The 18,982-nt window shown below is 65.8% G+C and carries 17 protein-coding genes; 7 read left to right on the forward strand and 10 right to left on the reverse strand.

All coding sequences use genetic code 11. The annotated features are described in order from the left end of the window. Window positions 1–216: 216 nt before the first annotated feature. The 4 genes from ACWCIA_RS01140 to ACWCIA_RS01155 all read left to right on the forward strand — a co-directional run bounded on the left by ACWCIA_RS01140 (window position 217) and on the right by ACWCIA_RS01155 (window position 5,166). On the forward strand, window positions 217–1,365 hold the full coding sequence (locus tag ACWCIA_RS01140; RefSeq protein ID WP_454160154.1) for a right-handed parallel beta-helix repeat-containing protein: 1,149 nt from the start codon (window positions 217–219) through the stop codon (window positions 1,363–1,365). Between the two features lie 289 nt (window positions 1,366–1,654). Then, window positions 1,655–2,893 (forward strand): right-handed parallel beta-helix repeat-containing protein, encoded by a 1,239-nt coding sequence (locus ACWCIA_RS01145; RefSeq protein WP_454160155.1) that lies wholly within the window; start codon window positions 1,655–1,657, stop codon window positions 2,891–2,893. Window positions 2,894–3,248: 355 nt separating this feature from the next. Continuing rightward, a complete protein-coding gene (locus ACWCIA_RS01150; protein ID WP_454160157.1) occupies window positions 3,249–4,451 on the forward strand; it encodes a choice-of-anchor Q domain-containing protein in 1,203 nt (400 codons plus the stop codon). Between the two features lie 547 nt (window positions 4,452–4,998). After that, entirely contained in the window at window positions 4,999–5,166 is a 168-nt protein-coding gene (locus tag ACWCIA_RS01155) for a hypothetical protein (RefSeq protein WP_454160158.1), read from the forward strand. A 50-nt stretch (window positions 5,167–5,216) separates the two neighbouring features. On the opposite strand, the gene ACWCIA_RS01160 is transcribed toward ACWCIA_RS01155, so the two are convergent. Then, window positions 5,217–5,897 carry an SOS response-associated peptidase gene (locus ACWCIA_RS01160; RefSeq protein ID WP_454160160.1) on the reverse strand — a complete coding sequence of 227 codons (681 nt, stop codon included), beginning with the start codon at window positions 5,895–5,897 and terminating at the stop codon, window positions 5,217–5,219. A gap of 115 nt (window positions 5,898–6,012) precedes the next feature. On the opposite strand from ACWCIA_RS01160, the gene ACWCIA_RS01165 reads away from it, so the two are divergent. Together ACWCIA_RS01165 and ACWCIA_RS01170 are read left to right on the forward strand one after the other, a co-directional pair. Beyond that, the gene (locus ACWCIA_RS01165; RefSeq protein ID WP_454160162.1) at window positions 6,013–6,420 is read left to right on the forward strand and encodes a hypothetical protein; all 408 of its coding nucleotides are present in this window, start codon (window positions 6,013–6,015) and stop codon (window positions 6,418–6,420) included. A gap of 34 nt (window positions 6,421–6,454) precedes the next feature. After that, window positions 6,455–6,652, forward strand: a complete 198-nt coding sequence (locus ACWCIA_RS01170) for a hypothetical protein (RefSeq protein WP_454160164.1) — start codon at window positions 6,455–6,457, stop codon at window positions 6,650–6,652. A 34-nt stretch (window positions 6,653–6,686) separates the two neighbouring features. On the opposite strand, the gene ACWCIA_RS01175 is transcribed toward ACWCIA_RS01170, so the two are convergent. From ACWCIA_RS01175 to ACWCIA_RS01215, 9 genes are all read right to left on the reverse strand, one after another. Then, window positions 6,687–8,054 (reverse strand): PepSY-associated TM helix domain-containing protein, encoded by a 1,368-nt coding sequence (locus ACWCIA_RS01175; RefSeq protein WP_454160166.1) that lies wholly within the window; start codon window positions 8,052–8,054, stop codon window positions 6,687–6,689. A gap of 290 nt (window positions 8,055–8,344) precedes the next feature. Then, window positions 8,345–8,599 carry a hypothetical protein gene (locus tag ACWCIA_RS01180; protein WP_454160168.1) on the reverse strand — a complete coding sequence of 85 codons (255 nt, stop codon included), beginning with the start codon at window positions 8,597–8,599 and terminating at the stop codon, window positions 8,345–8,347. A gap of 239 nt (window positions 8,600–8,838) precedes the next feature. Further along, a complete protein-coding gene (locus ACWCIA_RS01185; RefSeq protein ID WP_454160170.1) occupies window positions 8,839–9,846 on the reverse strand; it encodes a Bug family tripartite tricarboxylate transporter substrate binding protein in 1,008 nt (335 codons plus the stop codon). A 127-nt stretch (window positions 9,847–9,973) separates the two neighbouring features. Next, window positions 9,974–10,702 carry an SDR family NAD(P)-dependent oxidoreductase gene (locus ACWCIA_RS01190; RefSeq protein ID WP_454160171.1) on the reverse strand — a complete coding sequence of 243 codons (729 nt, stop codon included), beginning with the start codon at window positions 10,700–10,702 and terminating at the stop codon, window positions 9,974–9,976. Window positions 10,703–11,005: 303 nt separating this feature from the next. Then, on the reverse strand, window positions 11,006–12,739 hold the full coding sequence (locus ACWCIA_RS01195) for a tannase/feruloyl esterase family alpha/beta hydrolase (protein ID WP_454160173.1): 1,734 nt from the start codon (window positions 12,737–12,739) through the stop codon (window positions 11,006–11,008). 122 nt (window positions 12,740–12,861) lie between these two features. Then, window positions 12,862–14,028, reverse strand: coding sequence for an ABC transporter substrate-binding protein (locus tag ACWCIA_RS01200; RefSeq protein WP_454160175.1), 1,167 nt, complete (start codon window positions 14,026–14,028; stop codon window positions 12,862–12,864). Between the two features lie 39 nt (window positions 14,029–14,067). Continuing rightward, entirely contained in the window at window positions 14,068–15,921 is a 1,854-nt protein-coding gene (locus ACWCIA_RS01205; RefSeq protein WP_454160177.1) for a feruloyl-CoA synthase, read from the reverse strand. Window positions 15,922–15,934: 13 nt separating this feature from the next. Continuing rightward, a complete protein-coding gene (locus tag ACWCIA_RS01210; protein WP_454160179.1) occupies window positions 15,935–17,380 on the reverse strand; it encodes an aldehyde dehydrogenase in 1,446 nt (481 codons plus the stop codon). Between the two features lie 127 nt (window positions 17,381–17,507). Then, window positions 17,508–18,344, reverse strand: coding sequence for a p-hydroxycinnamoyl CoA hydratase/lyase (locus ACWCIA_RS01215; RefSeq protein ID WP_454160181.1), 837 nt, complete (start codon window positions 18,342–18,344; stop codon window positions 17,508–17,510). Between the two features lie 151 nt (window positions 18,345–18,495). Between ACWCIA_RS01215 and ACWCIA_RS01220 the strand changes: the two genes are divergently transcribed. After that, entirely contained in the window at window positions 18,496–18,915 is a 420-nt protein-coding gene (locus ACWCIA_RS01220) for a MarR family winged helix-turn-helix transcriptional regulator (protein ID WP_454160183.1), read from the forward strand. Window positions 18,916–18,982 lie beyond the last annotated feature (67 nt).

The raw sequence follows: 18,982 nt of genomic DNA on the forward strand, positions 1-18,982 counted from the left end.
AAACGCTCACCAACGTCCCGATGGCCGAGGCAGGACGTGGCGACCAGGCTCGCCAAAACATTTAACAATTGTCGTGACGCCCCGTTCGGTATCCGTGAGGAAACAGGGTTTAAGTATATGATATTCCTAAGAAATTTATTTTCAAAAAGATTGAACTTAGGAAGTTTCCACCGCTCAAAGGTTACGTATTCACTTTTAACGTTAGGAACTTTTTCAATGAAGTCGCAAGTCATCCGCACCAAAGCAATCGTTCGTAATACCGCCGCCGTCCTGCTCGCCCTGGGTGCCGCCGCTGCCAACGCCGCCGTGCCAGTCACCCCATACAACTACTACGTTTCGCCAACCGGCTCCGATACTGCGGCCGGCACCAAGGCTGCCCCGTTCAAGACCCTGGCCCGCGCCGCCAAGGCCGCAACCCGCGCCGGCACCACCGTCTTCGTTGCGCCTGGCACCTATGCCGGCGGCTTCAAGACCACCGCCAGCGGCACCGCGGCTTCGCGTATCTACTGGGTGTCGACCACGAAGTGGGGCGCCAAGATCGTCCCACCTGCAAGCTCGACCAACAAGACCGCCTGGGATAACCGCGGCAACTACGTCAGCATCATCGGCTTCGACGTCGATGGCTCGAAGCTCGGTTCGGGCACCAAGTGGACGCTCGGCATCTACACCGGCGGTTCGTACAACGTCATCGAAGGCAACCGCGTGCACCACATGGCCAACACCATCGCCTGCTCGAGCGCCGGCGGCTCGGCCATCGGCGTCGACAGCTACTATCGTGGCGTGATGACGGACGTCATCGGCAACGTCGTGCACGACATCGGCCCGGCCGGCTGCACCTACGTGCAGGGCATCTACGTCAGCACTTCGGGCACGATCAAGAACAACGTGGTCTACCGCGTCGGTTCGGCAGCGATCCACCTGTGGCACGACGCGACGAACGTGAAGATCATCAACAACACGGTGAGCTCCTCGGTCTTCGGCATCATCGTCGGCGGCGGCGACTTCTACTTCACGACCGCAGGTGCGAACAACGTCCACGTGCACAACAACATCGTGTACGACAACAAGTACGGCATCTCGGAGCAGGGCAAGACCGGTACCGCGAACACCTACAAGAACAACCTGGTGTTCAAGAACACGACCTACAACTGGCAGCTGCGCAATGGCCTGACCCACACCGGCACCATTACCTCGGAACCGCTGCTGGCCGGCTACTCGCGTACGGCGGCCTTCCCCAACTTCAAGCCGAGCACCAGCTCGCCTGTGATCGGCCGCGGTCTCTCGACCTACGCTCCGGCGACCGACATCGACGGCCGTCCACGTAACGCGACGGTCGGCTTCGACATGGGCGCCTACCAGCACTAAGCAGCACTGAGCAGCACTGAGCCACGCCGGGCCCCGCCCGGTCGGGTTTTCCTTTCCAACCCGCGCAGCCGCAAGGCGCGCGGGTTTTTTTGCGTCCGTGCAGGGGAGGGCGTGAAGGAAATTGCCGACCTTCCGGACCAGACAATGTTTGCTGTGGAGAATTAGCTATGGGGAAACTACATTTGTACCCATGATAACCCACGGAAATAATGTCCCGGAAACATTGAACTTAGGCAGTTTCCAGCCCTCAAACCTTTCGCATTTCGCACTAACCGTAAGGAAACCATTGATGAAAAGCTTCACCTCTTTCGCCTCAGCTGTCCGTCCAAACGCACTCACCCGAACTGCAGCCGCCGTCATCCTGGCGCTGGGCGCCACCGGTGCCCATGCCGCAACCGGCTTTACCATGTCGGGCTACGATGGCCAGGACGCAGTGAGCGTAAAGTTGGGCGCCACCGGCAACGCCACGACACCGGCAACCACCTATAACTACTACGTCTCGCCGACCGGCTCGGACACCGCGGCCGGCACCCAGGCCGCGCCGTTCAAGACCCTGGCGCGTGCCGCGAAAGCTGCCACCCGTCCAGGAACGACCGTCTTCGTGGCGCCCGGCACCTATTCAGGCGGCTTCAAGACCACGGCCAGCGGCACGGCCGCTTCGCGCATCTACTGGGTCTCGACCACCAAGTGGGGCGCGAAAATTGTCCCGCCGGCCAATTCGACCAACAAGACCGCCTGGGACAACCGCGGCAACTACGTCAGCATCGTCGGCTTCAACATCGACGGCGCGAACACGGCTGCCGGCACCAAGTGGACGCTCGGCATCTACACCGGCGGTTCGTACAACGTCATCGAAGGCAACCGTGTGCACCACATCGCCAAGACGATTCCATGCAGCAGCGCGGGCGGCTCGGCGATCGGCGTCGACAGCTATTACAAGGGCGTGATGGGCGACGTCATCGGCAACGTCGTGCACGACATCGGTCCGGCCGGCTGTACCTATGTCCAGGGCATTTATCACAGCACCTCGGGAACGATCAAGAACAACGTGGTGTCGCGCGTCGGTTCGGCGGCGATCCACCTGTGGCACGACGCGAACAACGTCAAGATCATCAACAACACCGTCACGGCGTCCGTGTTCGGCATCATCGTCGGCGGCGGCGATTATTACTTCACCAGCGCCGGCGCCAACAATGTCCATGTGCACAACAACATCGTGTACGACAACAAGTACGGCATCTCGGAGCAGGGCAAGACCGGTAGCGCGAACACCTACAAGAACAACCTGGTGTTCAAGAACACGACCTACGACTGGCAGCTGCGTAACGGCCTGAAGCACACGGGGACGATCACCTCGGATCCGCTGTTGGCCAACTACTCGCGCACCTACTGGCTGCCGGTCTTCAAGCCAAGCACCAGCTCGCCTGTCTTCGGCCGCGGCATCGCCACCTACGCACCGTCGACCGACATCGACGGCCGCCCACGTAACGCCAGCACCGGTTACGACATCGGCGCGCACCAGCGCTAATCCCGGCACCGGGCGCCAGCTGCAAGCCCGCAGGCATCCGCCTGTCCAGTGACCCGCGCGGCCGGCAGGCCGCGCGGGTTTTTTTATGCCTCGTAGCGCGGCCCGGTGCTGGGCATGGCGAATCGGGAAACGCTGCCGCCACGCCTTGGCGGACACGGCCGTGGTACGGGATCGGGATGCTGGGGCTGGGGTCGATTTAACAATTGCAGGGCAGCGCATTGTTCGATTTCTCAGCGGAAAATGTGTTTAACCCTTTGATACTCCTAGAAAATTTATTTGAGAAAACATTGAACTAAGGAAGTTTCCTCCGCTCAAAGGTTACGTACTTCAACTTTTTACGTTAGGAAATATCCGCATGAAAAAGCAAGCCACCATCGCCCGCGCCGTCGCTACCCTCGTCCTGGCCGCCGCCGCTGCCGGCGCCCACGCCCAGACCTCGGTCACCCTGACCGGCTACGACGACCTGAGCGCCACCCCTAGCGTGCAAAGCAACGCGACCCTGCCGGCAACCGCCTACAACTACTATGTCTCGCCGACCGGCTCGGACACCGCCGCCGGCACCAAGGCTGCTCCGTTCAAGACCCTGGCCCGCGCCGCCAAGGCCGCGACCCGCGCCGGCACCACCGTCTTCGTGGCTCCTGGCACCTATGCCGGCGGCTTCAAGACCACCGGTAACGGCACCGCGGCTTCGCGCATCTACTGGGTCTCGACCACCAAGTGGGGCGCCAAGATCGTTCCACCTGCCAGCTCGGTCAACAAGACCGCCTGGGACAACCGCGGTCACTATGTCAGCATCATCGGCTTCGAAGTCGACGGCACCCGGATCCAGAGCGGCACCAAGTGGACCCTGGGCATCTACACCGGCGGTTCGTACAACGTCATCGAAGGCAACCACGTCCACCATACCGCCAACACCATCGCCTGCTCGAGCGCCGGCGGCTCGGCGATCGGCGTCGACAGCTACTACAAGGGCGTGATGGGCGACGTCATCGGCAACGTCGTGCACGACATCGGCCCGGCCGGCTGCACCTATGTCCAGGGCATCTATCACAGCACTTCGGGCTCGATCAAGAACAACGTGGTCTACCGCGTCGGTTCGGCCGCGATCCACCTGTGGCACGATGCAACCAACCTGAAGATCATCAACAACACGGTGAGCTCCTCGGTCTTCGGCATCATCGTCGGCGGCGGCAACTATTACTTCACCTCGGCCGGCGCGAACAACGTCCACGTGCACAACAACATCGTGTACGACAACAAGTACGGCATCTCGGAGCAGGGCAAGACGGGCACCGCGAACACCTACAAGAACAACCTGGTGTTCAAGAACACGACCTACAACTGGCAGCTCCGTAACGGCCTGAAGCACACCGGCACCATCACCTCGGATCCGCTGCTGGCCGGCTACTCGCGTACCGCCGCCATGCCGAACTTCAAGCCGAGCGCCAGCTCGCCTGTGATCGGCCGCGGCATCTCGACCTACGCGCCGACCACCGACATCGTCGGCCGTCCGCGTAACGCGACCACCGGCTACGACATGGGTGCTTACCAGCACTAAGCAGTCTCGGCAGCCGCTCCCGGCACAGTCCGGGAGAAACCCGCGCAGCCGCAAGGCGCGCGGGTTTTTTTACGGCCGGCGCAGGGCACCCATGGGGGGCGCAAGCGGATATCGGCCGGCCCGTTACGCAATTTGCCGCGATTGCTGGCGCCGTTTTGAGGCGGCGCAAACCTTGCGTTCAAATGCGTATTGATGTGTCAAGGGCTTCGTGTAGAATCAAATCTTTCAGGGTGCGAGCCGGGGCGGGTGTCCCGGCGACCGGTGTCAGCCGGCCACGCGCACCCGATCGAACACGGTACCTGGCATGTCACGCATTCAGCAACAAGAGTCGTTCAGTTTCACGTCCTTCCACGGCGCGGCCACGGTCTGCGCCGTTTTCTTTTGTGCCCCGCGCCAGGGCAAGGCCGGCTTCCCGGCCCCATCCGCCTGCTCCTGTTGAGCCGCGGGAACGCGGCCACATTCCCCAACGACCAGTTGCCGCGCTGCGGCGCGCCAGCCATTTTTCAATTCGCCAGTGTAAAGAAAGCCTACGATGGACAGAGTAGAGATGAACCGGAAACAGACTTCGGCACAGCCGGGCACGGAAGGCGGACGCCGGCCGCGCCGCCGCGTCGCCAAGGAACTCGTCGAACGCGGCCGCCGCCTGCGCAGCCGCGCGGGCCTGCTGATCGGCATATCGATGGGCGTGGTGGCGCTGCTGACGGCAATGGATTGATGGCACGGCCGTTCAGCCCGCAAAGGGCTTGAACGGTCTTCGCCGGCACGTTACTCCGGCATCGGCAGCGCCATCTGCGGACTGTTGGCGCCGGCGCGGTTCACTTCAGGCGTGACCTTGAACCACTCGAAGGCTTCGGGCGGAAGGGCGGCGCGGCGTGCCAGTTCGAGGGCGCCTTCGGGCGGCAGGTCGGGGTCGAGCCAGAGCGCGGCGTCGGCGGCGTCGAGCACGACGGGTCTCCGGTCGTGAATGTCGAGCATGCCTTCGGCGGCATCGTCGGTGACGATCACGAAGCCGGCCTCGGCGCGGTTTTCCGTAAAGGTGCCGAAGTTCGCCAGCGCCAGCATGAACAGCGGGGCGCGGTCCTTGCGGTGGATGTGCCAGGGCTGCTTCTTGCCTTTTTCGCCGGTCCACTCGTACCAGCCTTCGGCCGGGACCACCGCGCGCCCGTTTTTCAGCAGCCGGCTCCAGTAGCGGTTGGTCAGCTTGTCGAGGCGAGCGTTGATGGTGATCGGTACTTTGCCTTCCGCCCATTTCGCACGGTAACTCCAGAACACGTCGTCGATGCGGCGCTCTCCGTCCTGGATGTGCATGAGGGGGCGATACGTGCCGGGCGACACGTTAAAGGCGGGCACGGACTCGCTGTCGTACTGCGCATCGGCCCAGCCGAAGACGCTTGCGTAATACCGTGCCGTTTGGCTTTGATCAAATCGTCCACACATGGAAGGCATGGTACTGCAAAACAGTCAGCCGCACGATTGGCTGCCGCGAGCAGGGGGCAGGGCATGCCCGATGTTATTCTGTACATTGGAAAATGTAAAAATGTGAACATACGGAGGATGCGACATGGCGGCAGCAGGTTGGCTCAAGATGTTAAAGGCGGTACCCTGGAGCGAGGTGCTCGCGGCGGCGCCCCAGGTGGCGGGCAGCGCGCGCAGGCTGTGGGAAACGGTCGGGCGGCGCGGCGTGCCCGAGCCCGGTTTCGACCTGGGCGAAGCGATGGCGCATGCGCCCATCGACGAAGACGTGGCGATCCTCGCCGCGCGCATCGAGCAGCAGGATGCCACCATCGCCCAACTGCACGGGCAGGTGCGCGAAGCGTCGAAGCTGATCACGGAACTGGCCGACCAGAACGCCCAACTGATCGCCCGCATCGAAACCGCGCGCGAGCGCATGACGACGATCGGGCTGGTGGCCGCCGGTGCGGGCCTCCTGTCCGTCATTTCGCTGGCACTGGTGCTGGCACGCACCTGATCGCTTATCTGATCCCTTATCTAGTCAATTACGCATGAAATTTGTCCTGGTCCTGTTCGGCACCTTCGTCTTCATCGCGATGCTGATGAATAACAGCCGCAAGCGCGGCATGCTCAACGAAGACGCCAACAAGGCCGTCGCCGGCCTCGCGACGGCGATGCGCTACTTCCTGTATGGCTTGCTGGCGGTCGGCGCCGCCGTCTGCGCGGTACTGATCTACCAGGGCAGCTAGGCGACAGGGAGCACCGATCCGGCGCCCGCGCCGATCAGGCCCGGGCCGGGCCCCGGCCGTCGCCCCGCGACATCATCCACTCCAGCGCCAGCACGACGGCGGCCGACAGCGCCAGCAGCGGAATCAGGGCGCACAGCGCCAGCGCGCTGGCGACGGCGACGGGCGACACCGAGCGCCACGAGCCTGGCAACAGCGCCGGCAAGAGCGTAGGCAACAGCGGCGGCGCACCTTGCCGGCCTGCCCGCCTGCGCCTGAAGAACATCCCCCAGCCCGACACCAGCGAGCACAGCACGCCCGCGCCGAACAGGAACAGCAGCACCTGGTTCCAGATCCCGAACTCGCCGCGGTGGAAAGGGATGCCGAGCGCGGTGGCCTTGCCGAACGCGGTCTGCTGCTCCCAGCCTGAGCGGTACAGGGTGCGGCCGCTGTAGGCGTCGAACACCAGGTCGAAGCGGTCGGCGGGGCGGGTGCGGTCGATGCCGGTGGCGCGCCAGACGCCCTGCGCGCCCTGCGGCGGCCTGAGCTGCATGGCCACCGCCGGCGCCGTCTCGCGCGCATGCTGCCAGGCTTGCTGCCAGTTGAGGGATGCGGCGCCCGCGAGCGGCGTCGAGTGCAAGTGCCGAGGTACCTGGGGCGAGGCCTGGCCGGCGGCGTCGCGCAGCTGGCGCACCCGGTCGCCCGCATACTGGCTCCAGGTGATGCCGGTAGCGACCATCACCAGGCTGAGGATGCCGAGCGACACGCCGGCAAAGGCATGCCACTGGCGCCAGGCCGCGCGGCCGGTCTTGCCGCGCCGCGGCAGGAACGCTCGAGTGCGCCCAGGCCACCACAGGACGACGCCGCTGAGCAGCATCACGAACAGCCAGCTGGCCCCCAGCTCGATCATCCAGCGCCATCCCTCGCCCTGCAGCAGGCGCGAATGCAGGGTGCGCGCCCACTCGCTGAAACGTTCGTCCGGAACCTGCGAGCCCAGCACCCGCGCGTCGTAGGGATCGACGAAGACCGTCAGCGGCGTCGCTCCTTGCGCGGCGGCGGCCGGATCAGCGGCGGGCGCATGATGGTGTGCGCCGCCTGCGTGCGCCTGCGCCGGTTCGAAGCCGACCCGGACGGGATCGCCGGGGGCATGCGGCGGCGTGACCGTCCGCAGGGCGAGCCCGGCGCCGGCGACCTGCTGCGCCGCCGCCACCGACGCGTCCAGCGGCAGCCTCGCGCCGCGCGGCTCGACGCGCTCGAGGTGGGCATACAGCCGCGCTTCGACCTGGGGCGTGAACACATAGACCAGGCCGGTCAACGTCGCCACCAGGATGAAGGGCGAAGCGATCAGGGCCGCCCAGCAGTGGACGCGCAGCAGCAGGCTGCGGCGCCGGGCCGCCAGCCCGGCCAGTGCGGGAAGTTCGCTCATCCGTCCGTTCATCCCATCCCCAATCGTGTTGACAACGGCAAGCCGCCGGTACGCCGGCATGCACGACATCGTACAGCGGCGTGCGCTTGCGCAGCGCGCAGCAAGGCCGCCCGCGTCGGCCGGGCCGAAAGCATGTGGAACGCGAAGGGAAGAAAGCGCCGCGCCTGCCTCTCTCCTCAGCCAGGAGGAGTATCGTCAGCAGTCAGGGAATGCGGTTTGCGCGCACGCAGCGATGGGCAGCGTGCGGTGGGGATGGATGGCGAAAACAGAGGGGAAGGGCGAAGCCCGGCTCACCACTCGAAATCTTGCTCGAAGGCTTTGCTGCCCAGGTTCCATTCCTTCCAGGCCTCGGTGTCGGGCGCATGGGGATTGGCGCTCACGCCCTCGTAAAAAGCGTTGTACCCCGACAGCCAGGCTTCGGACTTGCGGGGCTGGGCGAAACGGCCGAGGAAGGACTTGACCACGCTTGCAGCTGCACCGATGTGCTCGGCCACCGTGGGTTGCGGGGCGACGGTGTTCTCGTCGTTTGCCAGTCCGATTTTCATGATGCTCCAAGCCTATAAAATTTCCGTAAAGATATCATAGGCAGCCAGGAGCCGTTGTATTAAATTTACCACATGCAATATGCATAGCTTTCAAGCAGCATTTCGGGCTCGACGAAATAAAGACAGGAATGCCCGCGGACCCTAACAGCTGGAATCGCGGGACAAACGCCGAAGCGATTCGCCAGGGCCCGGAACACAGCTTTACCAGTTCCGGGCCGCCTCCGGCCCCGCGTTGTCGATCATTCCGCAGTCGCGCCCGACTGCTTCACGATCTTGCCCCACTTCGCCGTCTCGTTGCGGATGAACTCCGCGAACTGCTCGGGCTTCTCGCCATGCGGCTCGGCGCCTTGCTCCGCCATCTTCCTCTTTACTTCCGGATCGGCGAGGGCCTTGAGGATGGCCGCGTTCAGCGTTGCCACCACCGGCGCGGGCGTTTTGGCCGGGGCCAGCAGGCCGAACCAGGACGTGGCTTCGTAGCCGGGCACGCCGGCCTCGGCGATGGTGGGCACGTCCGGCAGCGCCGGCGAGCGCTGCGGGGTGGTGACCGCGAGGGCGCGCAGCTTGCCTGCCTTGACGTGTCCGATCGACGAGGGCATGTTGTCGAACATGACTGCGATCTGGCCGCCAAGCAGGTCGGTCAGCGCGGGGGCGCTGCCGCGGTAGGCGACGTGCTGCATGTCGACGCCGGCCATTTGCTTGAAGAGCTCGCCCGACAGGTGGATCGAGCTGCCGTTGCCCGAGGAGCCGAAGGTGAGCTTGCCCGGATTGGCCTTGGCATAGGCAATCATTTCCTTCACGTTCTTGTACGGTTGCGAGGGATTGGCCACCAGCAGGTTCGGCACCAGCGCCACGCGCGACAGGGGCGTGAAGTCCTTGATCGGGTCGAAGGACAATTTCTTGTACAGGCTCTGGTTGATGGCATGCGTGCCCACGGTACCCATCAGGAGGGTGTAGCCGTCGGGCGCCGCACGGGCGACGGCCTGGGCGCCGATGTTGCCGCCGGCGCCGGCGCGGTTGTCGACGATCACGGTCTGGCCCAGGTCCTTGCTCATGTACTGTCCGACGACGCGCGCCAGGATGTCGGTAGTGCCGCCGGCCGAGAAGGGCACGACGATCGTGATGGTCTTGGTCGGAAAGCCAGCCTGGGCTTGCGCGGCCAGGGGGACCAGCGACAGGACGCCGGCCGCAGCGGTGGCCAGCGAGCGGGTACGGTACTTCAGGACGGTATCAAGGACGAAACGTGGCATGAATGGTCTCCAGGGTGGTGAATCCGGCAGCGGTACGATGCCGCTTGCCGGCGAAGCGAACGGGATGGACCCGTTCACGGAAAAGCACGGGTGCAGGGCGCTTGCCCGGCCCCGCAGCGTAGCCGGGTCAAACCGGTGCGACACCGAGCGTCGTGCCGCCGCACACATACAGCACCTGGCCGGTAACGAAGCCGTTGTCGGGCGAAAGGAAGAACATGGCGGCGCGCGCGACGTCGTCCGGCGTGCCGAGCCGGCCCACGACGATGCTGTCGAGGATGCGCCTGGTCTGGGGCGCGCCTTCCGGATTACTCTTGCGGAAGAGCTCCGTCGCGATCGGGCCTGGCGCCACGGCATTCACCGTGATCCCATCGCCGCCGAGCTCCAGCGCCAGCGTGCGCGTGAGGCCGACCAGCCCGGCCTTGGTGGCCGCATACACGATGCGTTCGGCCTTGCCCAGCCCCGCGCGCGAGGACATGTTGACGATGCGGCCCCGGCCCGATGCGCGCAGCGCCGGCAGGGCGGCCTGGACCAGGATGATGCTCGCTTTCAGGTGCAGGCCGACCACGTAGTCGAGATCGGCCATCGTGGCCGTGTCGATCGTGCCGGGGCGGGTGGCGCCGGCGTTGTTGACCAGGGCGGTGACGGCATAGGCCGACGTGATCCGGCGCGCGACCTCCTGCGTTTCCTGTTGCTGCGTCAGGTCGGCCTGGAAGGAAACGAGGTGTTCGTGGCCCCAGTCCGGCTTGTTGTAGTCGAGGTTGACGACGGTGCGGCCCTGCGCCAGCAGCGCCTCGCAGATAGCGCGGCCGATGCCGGCGCTGCCGCCGGTGACCAGCGTGGCTTCTTGTTGACTCATCCCTGTCTCCGCAATGTTGTGATCGGAATCGCGAGCGATACGCCGGCCGTGCTGCCGGCCGGCCGCGTTCGTTAATCGAACGAATGTTTGATAACAGAACGCCTGTGCGGAGTATAGGCATCGACCAGCCCAGAAGGCAAGCCGGCGGCTGCAAATGTGCCGGGCCTGGCGTACCCGTCGATCCCTGCCGGCAGCCTGCCCGTAAAGGCGCCGGTTGCGGCGGGCCATGAAAAAAGGCCACCGCAAGGTGGCCTCCCCGGCGTCCCGGCCGGCGGGACGCCCGTGCTTGCGGATGCGCCGCCCTTACTGGCAGCTGAAGTTCGCCGCGTCCTCGATGCTGCCGCTGCCCTTGTAGCGCGCCACTTTCGGGAACGGGCACAGCGGGCGGGTACGCGTCGCCGCCCAGCTTGCCGGCAGGTCGGTGTTCACGCCGCCCGCATTGCCGGCGCCGCGGGCGCTTGCCGTCACGCTGTCCGGCGCCTGGCCTTTTTCGACCCAGTTCACCAGCGGCGTCAGCATGTCGAACTGGTCGGTGGCCGGACCGCCGGAGCAGTGGTTCATGCCGGGTACCGGGAAGTAGCGGGCGAAGTTCGAGGCGTCGAAGTTGTTGGCCGTGCGCAGCCCGTGGTACCAGGCCCGGGTGTCGTCGCTCGAGAAGATCGGGTCGCTCGTGCCGTGGTAAACCAGCATCTTGGCGCCCCGGTTCTTCAGGGTGGACAGGTCGGTTGCGTTTGGCGCCACCATGAACGACAGGGCGTTTTCGGGATAGGTGGCGCTGGTCGCGTTCACGCGCGCCAGCATCTGGTCCAGGCTGCGGTTCAGTACAAACTCGCGTCCGTTGAAGGTCGCCGGGTCTTCCGGGGGCACCGACCAGATGAAGGCGATGGCGCCCGAATCGCGGTCGATCGGCGCGCTGAACTTCCAGCTCGCCCAGCCATTCGTCGCGAGACCCGCATCGTAAGGGAAGCTGGTGTAAATCGTGGCGCCGCTTTCGGTTTTGGCACCGGCGAAGAGCGCGGCGATGCCGCTCTTCTGCGCGGCGCTCAGGCAGCTGCCGTCGCGCGTGCCGGCGCAGGTCGGCACGTCGCGGTTCAGGTCGAAGACGGCCTGGCAGGCCCCCACGTCCTGGACCAGGCCGTCCGCCGCGCCGTCGAGCGCGTCGCACTTGCCGAGCACCGCGTTCGAGACCAGTGCCCGTTCCGCCTGCGTGAAACCGGTGGCGAGATCGCCGGGCGTGGAGGCGAGCGACGCATAGGTCTTGGCGCCGGCGACGTTGGCGATCGCCGCGAGCGGCAGGCGGTAACCGGGGTTCCCGACCAGGAAGCCGTCGTACTGGTCGGCGTAGCGCGCCGCCGCGACCATCGCGTGGCGCCCGCCGTTCGAGCAGCCGCCGATGTAGGAACGGTCCGGCCCCTTACCGTAGGCGGTCTGGATGACGCTCTTGGCCATCGGCGTGAGCTTGCCGACGGCGGCGTAGCCGTAGTCCAGGCGCGCCTGCGGGTCGATGCCGAAGAAGGGCGTGGCCGGCTGGTGGCCGGCGTCGGAGCTGATCACGGCAAAGCCCTGGTTGAGCGCATTGTCGAGCGGGCCGCCGCCGCCGACCGGTCCGGTGGCGGTGACGACGCTGCCGTCGACGCCGCCGTTGGCTTGGTAGAAGAAGCGGCCGTTCCAGTTTTGCGGCAGGCGCATTTCGAAACCGATCGCGTAGCTCTTGCCGTCGACCGGGCTGACCCGGCGCAGCATCTGGCCGGTGACCTGGCAGTGGGCCGCAACCGGCTTGCCCCCGACCGTCAGGGTTCCTGCGGCGACCGGGTTGGCGGCGGTGATGACGGTGTCGGGATAGCTGATGCGGGTGGCCAGGTCGGCGCAGGCGCCAAGGGTGGCGCCGGCCGCGGGCGACAGCTGCGGCAGTTGCGGCAGCGTCTGCACGGGCGGGGCCGGAAGGGGCGCCGCGGCGACAGGGTCGTCGTTGTCGCTGCAGCCGGTGAGGCCAAGCGCGGCGAGGGCCGCGATGATGCCGATGTGTCGTGTGTACATGCGTAAGCACTCCTCTGCTGGGGAACAGATCAAAACAACATGTGTGGGCGGCCGGCGGCCGCGGCCCCTGCAAGGGGGGGCGCGGCATCTCGCCTGCCGGATGAGGCGAAGGCGGGCCGTGCTTAGTCCGGCCGGACGTCCTTGAGGGTGCTGATGGGGTGGTTGACCAGCTTGCCGTCGATTTTCCTGACCTCGCGGATATACATGTTCTGCACGATGTCGCGGGTCTTCGGATCGATGCTGATCGGGCCGCGTGGGCTATCCCACTTCATGTTCGACAGCACCTTGACGGCAGCGTCGCCCGTGACATTGCCGTTCAGCCTGCGGACCGTCTCGTAGATCATGCCCATCGTGTCGTAGGCGGCGACGGTGACGAAGGTGGGTGCCGGGCGGCCCGGGTTGGCGGCGGCATAGGCCTTCAGGAAGGTCCGGTTGGCCTCGTTGTCGAGCGCGGTCGAGTAGTTCAGCACGGTGACTGCGCCCAGGGCACGGTCGCCCAGGGCCTCGAGCGTCGGCGAATCGCTCGTCATGTCGCCCACGCCGAGGAACTTGATCCCGGCCTTGTCCAGGCCCTTGTCGCTGAAGGCCTTGAGCAGGCCGGTGCCGTCTTCCACGCCCGGCGCGAAGAAGAACAGGGCCTCGGGCTTCTCATCCTTCACGCGCTGCACGAAAGGAGAATAGTCCGGGTTGGCCATCGGCGTACGCGAGGAACCGACGATCTTGCCGCCGCCCTCGGTCAGGCCCTTGGCGAACAGCTTTTCCGCGTCGTGCCCGGTGCTGTAGTCGGATACCAGCGAATACACCCTGCTGATCTTGTTCTGCGCGGTCCAGGTGCCGAAGGGTTCGGTCATTTGCTGCATCGTCATCGACGTGCGCAGCATGTAGGGAGATTTGGCGGTGATCCCGGTGGTCACGGCGTTCATGACGATCATCGGGGTCTTTCCCTGGGTGGCGACGGGCGCCACGGCCAGCGCGCTCGGGGTGAGCGAGAAACCGATCAGGAAGTTGACTTTCTCGCGCCCGATCAGTTCCTGCGCCGCGCGCTTGGAGAGTTCGACGTTGCTGCCGCCGTCGTCACGGTAGATGACCTGGATCTTCTTGCCGGCGACCTGGTTGCCATGCAGCTTCATGTAAGCCTTGATGCCGTCTTCGAAGGGCTTCCCGATGTTGACGAACGGTCCCGTCAGCGCGGCGATGACGCCGATCTTGATGGTGTCCTGGGCAAAGGCCGGGGCGGCTGCGAAGGGCAGGATGGCCAGGCCGAGGCAGGCCAGAGTCTTGAGTTTCATATCGTCTCCTTGTCGTTGTAGGTGTTATGTCGCAAGTACTTAAGCTGCAATGATGGTCTGTGCTTCCGTTCCGTCGTACATCGCATCGACCAGGGCCGCGCGCCGGTTCAGCACCGCGGCCTGGTTGATCGAACCCTTGTCGGTCTGCTCGCGCGCGTCGACCGAGGGTGGTTCGCTGAGCAGCAGCAGGCGCTCGACCCGCTTCGACGAACCGCTCGCGCCGCGATTGAGTTCGTCGAGCAGATTCCTGAAAAATGCGCGTACCGGCTCGCTGGCCAGCACCTCGGCGGCAGGGGTACCGGCCGGAAGGCCCGACAGCGGCAGGCAGTTGTCCATGCGCGGGAACACCATCAGGCCGATCGCGTGGCGGTTCAGGCCCGTGACGACGGCGTCCTGCACGTAGGGCGCGCCCTGGCTGATGACGCGCGCACGCAGCGGGCCGACGCTGACAAAGGTGCCCGAGCTGAGCTTGAAGTCTTCCGCAATCCGGCCGTCGAACATGAAGCCCAGTTCCGGATGGGCGTCGTCGACGAAACGCAGCGCGTCGCCGGTGCAGTAGTAGCCGTCGGCATCGAAGGCTTCGGCGGTGAGGTGCGGTGCGCGCCAGTAGCCCGGCGTCACGTGCGGACCGTGGAAGCGGGCTTCGAGCTTGTCCCCGATCGGCACCAGCTTGACCTTGCAGCCCGGCGCCGGCACGCCGACATAGCCGGCCTTGATGATCGGCCCGGTGCCGAAGGTGCACGAAGGCGAGGTCTCCGTCATGCCCAGGCCGGTCATGATGCGGATCGACTCTCCGCAGCGCCGCATGGCCACCTGGTCCAGGTGCTCCCAGGCCGCCTGCGACAGCCCGGCGCCGGCACAGAAGAACAGTTTCACGCGCGAGTAGAAGTTGGCCGCCAGCGCGTCGTCCGTCTCCAGCGCCTCGGCCAGCATTTCCCAGGCCACCGGAATGTTGAAGTAGACGGTCGGCGCGATCTCGCGCAGGTTGCGCAAGGTGGTGCCGAAGTCGCGCGGGGTGGGGCGGCCATCGTCGAGGTACAGGGTGCCGCCGTTGTAAAGCACGATGCCGACGTTGTGGCTGCCGCCGAAAGTGTGGTTCCACGGCAGCCAGTCGAGCAGCACCGGCGGCGCCTCGGCAAAGAAGGGGAAGGTCTGCAGCAGCATCTGCTGGTTCGAGCAGAGCATGCCGTGGGTGGTGATGACCGCCTTCGGTTTCTTGGTCGAGCCCGACGTGAAGAGGAACTTGGCGATCGTCGCCGGCCCCACCTCGGCGTTGCGTGCGTCGACCGTGGTGGGCGGCGTCGCCAGCAGGCTCGCAAAGGCGGTGGCCGTGCGTCCCGGCGCGTCGCCGCCGGCCAGGATCAGTTCGGTCTCCCCCGGTACCACGGCGGCGATGGCAGGCCCGAAGGCGGTGCCGCAGGAGGCGAACACGGCGCCCGGCGTCAGCTGTTCGATCAGGTCGGCCAGCTTGGCAGGATCGGTTGCCACCAGCGAGTAGGCCGGCGAGAGCGGCGAATACGGAATGCCGGCATACATCGCGCCGAGCGCGAGCTGGAAGTGTTCCAGGTCGTTCCCGGAGAGGATGACGAGCGGGCGTTCGGCCGACAGGCCGCGGTCGAGCAGGGCCTGGCCGATGCGGCGCGCGTTCTCCAGCACCTGCGCATAGGACAGGCGGATCCATTCGCCGTCGGCGCCGCGGCGGGCGACCAGGGTCCGCTCGGGATGCGCGCGCGCGCCGGACACCAGGCGGTCGGTGTAGCGCGCCGGGTAGGGGGCGAGCGGGGTGACGGCGTCTATGTGCCAGACGCCGCCGGTCTGCGACACGGCGATTTCCGGATCGCCGAGTTCGACATGCCGCCGCTTCACACCGCTGGGAGGCAATGATTGGGTCATGCGCGTGCTCCGTTCAGATCGGGAAGTGGCGTGGCGTGGTCTGCACCGTGATCCAGCGCAGGTCGGTGAACTCGGCGATGGCCGCCTTGCCGCCGAAGCGCCCGTAGCCGCTGCCCTTCACGCCGCCGAAGGGCATCTGCGCCTCGTCGTGCACGGTCGGCCCGTTGATGTGGCAGATGCCCGATTCGATGCGCTGGGCTACCGCCATCGCACGGCCGATGTCGCGGCTGAAGACGGCCGACGACAGCCCGTATTCGCTGTCGTTGGCCATGCGGATCGCCTCCTCGTCGGAATCGAAGCGTAGCACCGAGACGATCGGCCCGAAGGATTCTTCCTGGTACACCAGCATCTCCGGCGTCACGTCGTCGACGATCGCCGGCTGCATGATGTTGCCCTCGACGCCGGCGCCCGCCTGCGTCACTTTGGCGCCGCGCTCGCGCGCATCCTGCAGCATGCTTTCGACACGCGCGGCCGCGCTTGGGTCGACCATGCCGGCCAGCGGCGCGTCCGAACGCGCTGCCTTCAGCGTCGCGGTCTTCGCGGCCAGCTTCTCGACAAAGGCTGGGGCGATCTTGCGGTCGACCAGGATGCGGTCGGCCGACATGCAGATCTGGCCCTGGTTGAAGAAGGCGGAGAAGGCCGCCGCTTCCACCGCGGCGTCGAGGTCGGCGTCGTCCAGCACCACGACCGGGTTCTTGCCGCCCAGTTCCAGCAGCACCGGTTTCAGGTATTTCGCCGCCTGCTGGGCGATGATGCGGCCGACCCTGGTCGAACCGGTAAAGTTAATCCGGCGCACGGCAGGGTGGGCGATCAGGCGTTCGACGACCTGGGGCGCGTCGGCAGGGGCGTTGCTGATGACGTTGACCACGCCTTCGGGGAAGCCGGCGTCGACGAACACCTGGCCGATGAGGCGGTGCAGGGCCGGGCACAGCTCGGACGATTTCAGGATCACGGTATTGCCGCAGGCGAGCGGCATGGCGACCGCGCGCGTGCCGAGGATGATCGGCGCGTTCCACGGCGCGATGCCGACCACCACGCCGCAGGCCTGGCGCACGCCCATGGCGAGCGAACCGGGTACGTCCGACGGGATGACTTCGCCGGCGATCTGCGTCGTCATGGCGGCCGCTTCGCGCAGCATGTTGGAGGCAAGCGTCACGTTGAACTGGTACCACATCGGCGCGCCGCCAGCCTCGGCGACGGCGGCTTCGACGAACTGGCCGCGCAGCGCTTCCATCTTGTCGGCGGCTTTCAACAGCAAGCTGCGGCGGGCGCCGGGCGCCATCGCCGACCAGGCCGGGAAGGCGGCTTGCGCAGCCGCGATTGCAGCGTCGACGTCGTCGAGGGTGGCGGCGGCGGCGCGGGTGGCGACGTCGCCGGTGGCGGGATTGTGGCGCTCGAAGGTGGCGCCGGTCGATGCGGGGCGTGCTTGTCCGCCCAACAGCAGGTCTGCTTGGAACATCAGAGGTCTCCTCTGGCAACTGGATGGAAGGCGGTCACCCGCTTAACGGGCGCCGCCGACGTTGTGACGCTGTGATTACGTTCTTATTATTAACTGGCCGCAATTATTTCGTTGCGGCGCCGGCCGCTCAGCCCGGGCGCTTGTAGGTTTGCAGGCCCGGCTTGATGGTCTTGTCGTCCAGGAACTGCTTGAGGCCTTCCTTGCGGCCTTTTTCCGGATCGCGGTGGTTGGACTGGTCGGTCTTGGCGTACAGGTAGTCTTCGCCTTGCTCCCAGGTCAGTTCGCGGCAGCGCTTGAAGCCGATCTTCGCGTAGCGCAGCACGACCGGGTTCTTTTCCAGCAGCTTGCCGGCCAGTTCGATGACCGCCTCGCGCAGCTGCTCTTTCGGCACGCTCTTGTTGATCAGGCCCATCGCTGCGGCTTCCTTGCCGGTGAAGGTGTCGCCGGTCATGATGTAGTGCAGCGCCTGGCGGTGGCCCATGGTGTCGGCCACGGCCTTGCTGACCAGGTTGCCCGGCGGGATGCCCCAGTTCACTTCCGACAGGCCGAACACGGCGTCGTCGGCGGCGATCGCCAGGTCGCAGGCGACCAGCGGCGAGAACGCGCCGCCGAAGCACCAGCCGTTGACCATGGCGATGGTGGCCTTGCTGTACATGCGCAGCAGTTTCCACTGCCACTGCGAGCAGTCGCGGCGCATGCGCTCCTGCATGATCTCCGGCTTGCCGTCGGTCTCGCGGAAATATTCTTTCAGGTCCATGCCGGCGGTCCAGGCGTCACCGGCGCCGGTGAGGACGACGACTTGCGCCTCGTCGTCGAGCTCGAGCGTCTCGAGCACGTCGATCATCTCGCGGTTCAGCGTCGGGCTCATGGCGTTACGCTTCTCCGGGCGGTTCAGGGTGATCCAGCCGATACCGTTCTCCACGTCCACTTTGACGGTTTGCCAGCGCGCTTCGTATTTGGACATACAATGTCTCCTCGTTAGTAAGTTTGTTATCAGGCTGCCTGATATGTGGCTTATACTATTCGCACCTGATTGCCATGACAAGCACTTTTTTATGACCACTTCAAAAAAACTTTCAACGGCCTCCGTGGGCGCCCCCGGAGCCAGCAAACCGATGGGTCTGGCCTACCTCGTCGGCCGCCTCGACCACGTGCTGAACCAGCGCCTGCGCGACAGCCTGGCGCCCGCCGGCTTGACGGTGCCCCAGTACACGGCGCTGTCGGTGTTCCGCGCCCACGGCTCGCTGTCGAACGCCCAGCTCGCCACGCGCACGATGATTTCGCCGCAGTCGGCCAACGAGATGGTCAAGCAGATGGAAGGGAAGGGATGGATTGCGCGCACGCCCGATCCAGCGCATGGGCGGATCATCCAGATCAGCCTGACGGAGGCGGGGCATGCCGTGCTGGCTGCCTGCGATGCGCAGGTGGTGGAGGTGGAGCGGGCGATGTTTCCGGAGTTGGATGAAGCCGGACGTGTGCAACTGCTGGGGCAGTTGAGGGGCGCGGTGCGGGCGCTGAGCGTGCAGGGGATTTGACCGGAGGGCCTGCCAGGCTCGGCAAGTGGGGCGACCGCAAAGGTCGCCACGGGCAGCTGTGACACGC

It is taken from the genome of Massilia sp. SYSU DXS3249, from assembly GCF_053668055.1.

Bases quoted from the DNA above. Each gene is read 5' to 3' on its own strand.
- ACWCIA_RS01140 (WP_454160154.1), top strand. From the start codon at position 217: ATGAAGTCGCAAGTCATCCGCACCAAAGCAATCGTTCGTAATACCGCC.
- ACWCIA_RS01145 (WP_454160155.1), top strand. From the start codon at position 1,655: ATGAAAAGCTTCACCTCTTTCGCCTCAGCTGTCCGTCCAAACGCACTC.
- ACWCIA_RS01150 (WP_454160157.1), top strand. From the start codon at position 3,249: ATGAAAAAGCAAGCCACCATCGCCCGCGCCGTCGCTACCCTCGTCCTG.
- ACWCIA_RS01155 (WP_454160158.1), top strand. From the start codon at position 4,999: ATGAACCGGAAACAGACTTCGGCACAGCCGGGCACGGAAGGCGGACGC.
- ACWCIA_RS01160 (WP_454160160.1), bottom strand. From the start codon at position 5,897: ATGCCTTCCATGTGTGGACGATTTGATCAAAGCCAAACGGCACGGTAT.
- ACWCIA_RS01165 (WP_454160162.1), top strand. From the start codon at position 6,013: ATGGCGGCAGCAGGTTGGCTCAAGATGTTAAAGGCGGTACCCTGGAGC.
- ACWCIA_RS01170 (WP_454160164.1), top strand. From the start codon at position 6,455: ATGAAATTTGTCCTGGTCCTGTTCGGCACCTTCGTCTTCATCGCGATG.
- ACWCIA_RS01175 (WP_454160166.1), bottom strand. From the start codon at position 8,054: ATGAGCGAACTTCCCGCACTGGCCGGGCTGGCGGCCCGGCGCCGCAGC.
- ACWCIA_RS01180 (WP_454160168.1), bottom strand. From the start codon at position 8,599: ATGAAAATCGGACTGGCAAACGACGAGAACACCGTCGCCCCGCAACCC.
- ACWCIA_RS01185 (WP_454160170.1), bottom strand. From the start codon at position 9,846: ATGCCACGTTTCGTCCTTGATACCGTCCTGAAGTACCGTACCCGCTCG.
- ACWCIA_RS01190 (WP_454160171.1), bottom strand. From the start codon at position 10,702: ATGAGTCAACAAGAAGCCACGCTGGTCACCGGCGGCAGCGCCGGCATC.
- ACWCIA_RS01195 (WP_454160173.1), bottom strand. From the start codon at position 12,739: ATGTACACACGACACATCGGCATCATCGCGGCCCTCGCCGCGCTTGGC.
- ACWCIA_RS01200 (WP_454160175.1), bottom strand. From the start codon at position 14,028: ATGAAACTCAAGACTCTGGCCTGCCTCGGCCTGGCCATCCTGCCCTTC.
- ACWCIA_RS01205 (WP_454160177.1), bottom strand. From the start codon at position 15,921: ATGACCCAATCATTGCCTCCCAGCGGTGTGAAGCGGCGGCATGTCGAA.
- ACWCIA_RS01210 (WP_454160179.1), bottom strand. From the start codon at position 17,380: ATGTTCCAAGCAGACCTGCTGTTGGGCGGACAAGCACGCCCCGCATCG.
- ACWCIA_RS01215 (WP_454160181.1), bottom strand. From the start codon at position 18,344: ATGTCCAAATACGAAGCGCGCTGGCAAACCGTCAAAGTGGACGTGGAG.
- ACWCIA_RS01220 (WP_454160183.1), top strand. From the start codon at position 18,496: ATGGGTCTGGCCTACCTCGTCGGCCGCCTCGACCACGTGCTGAACCAG.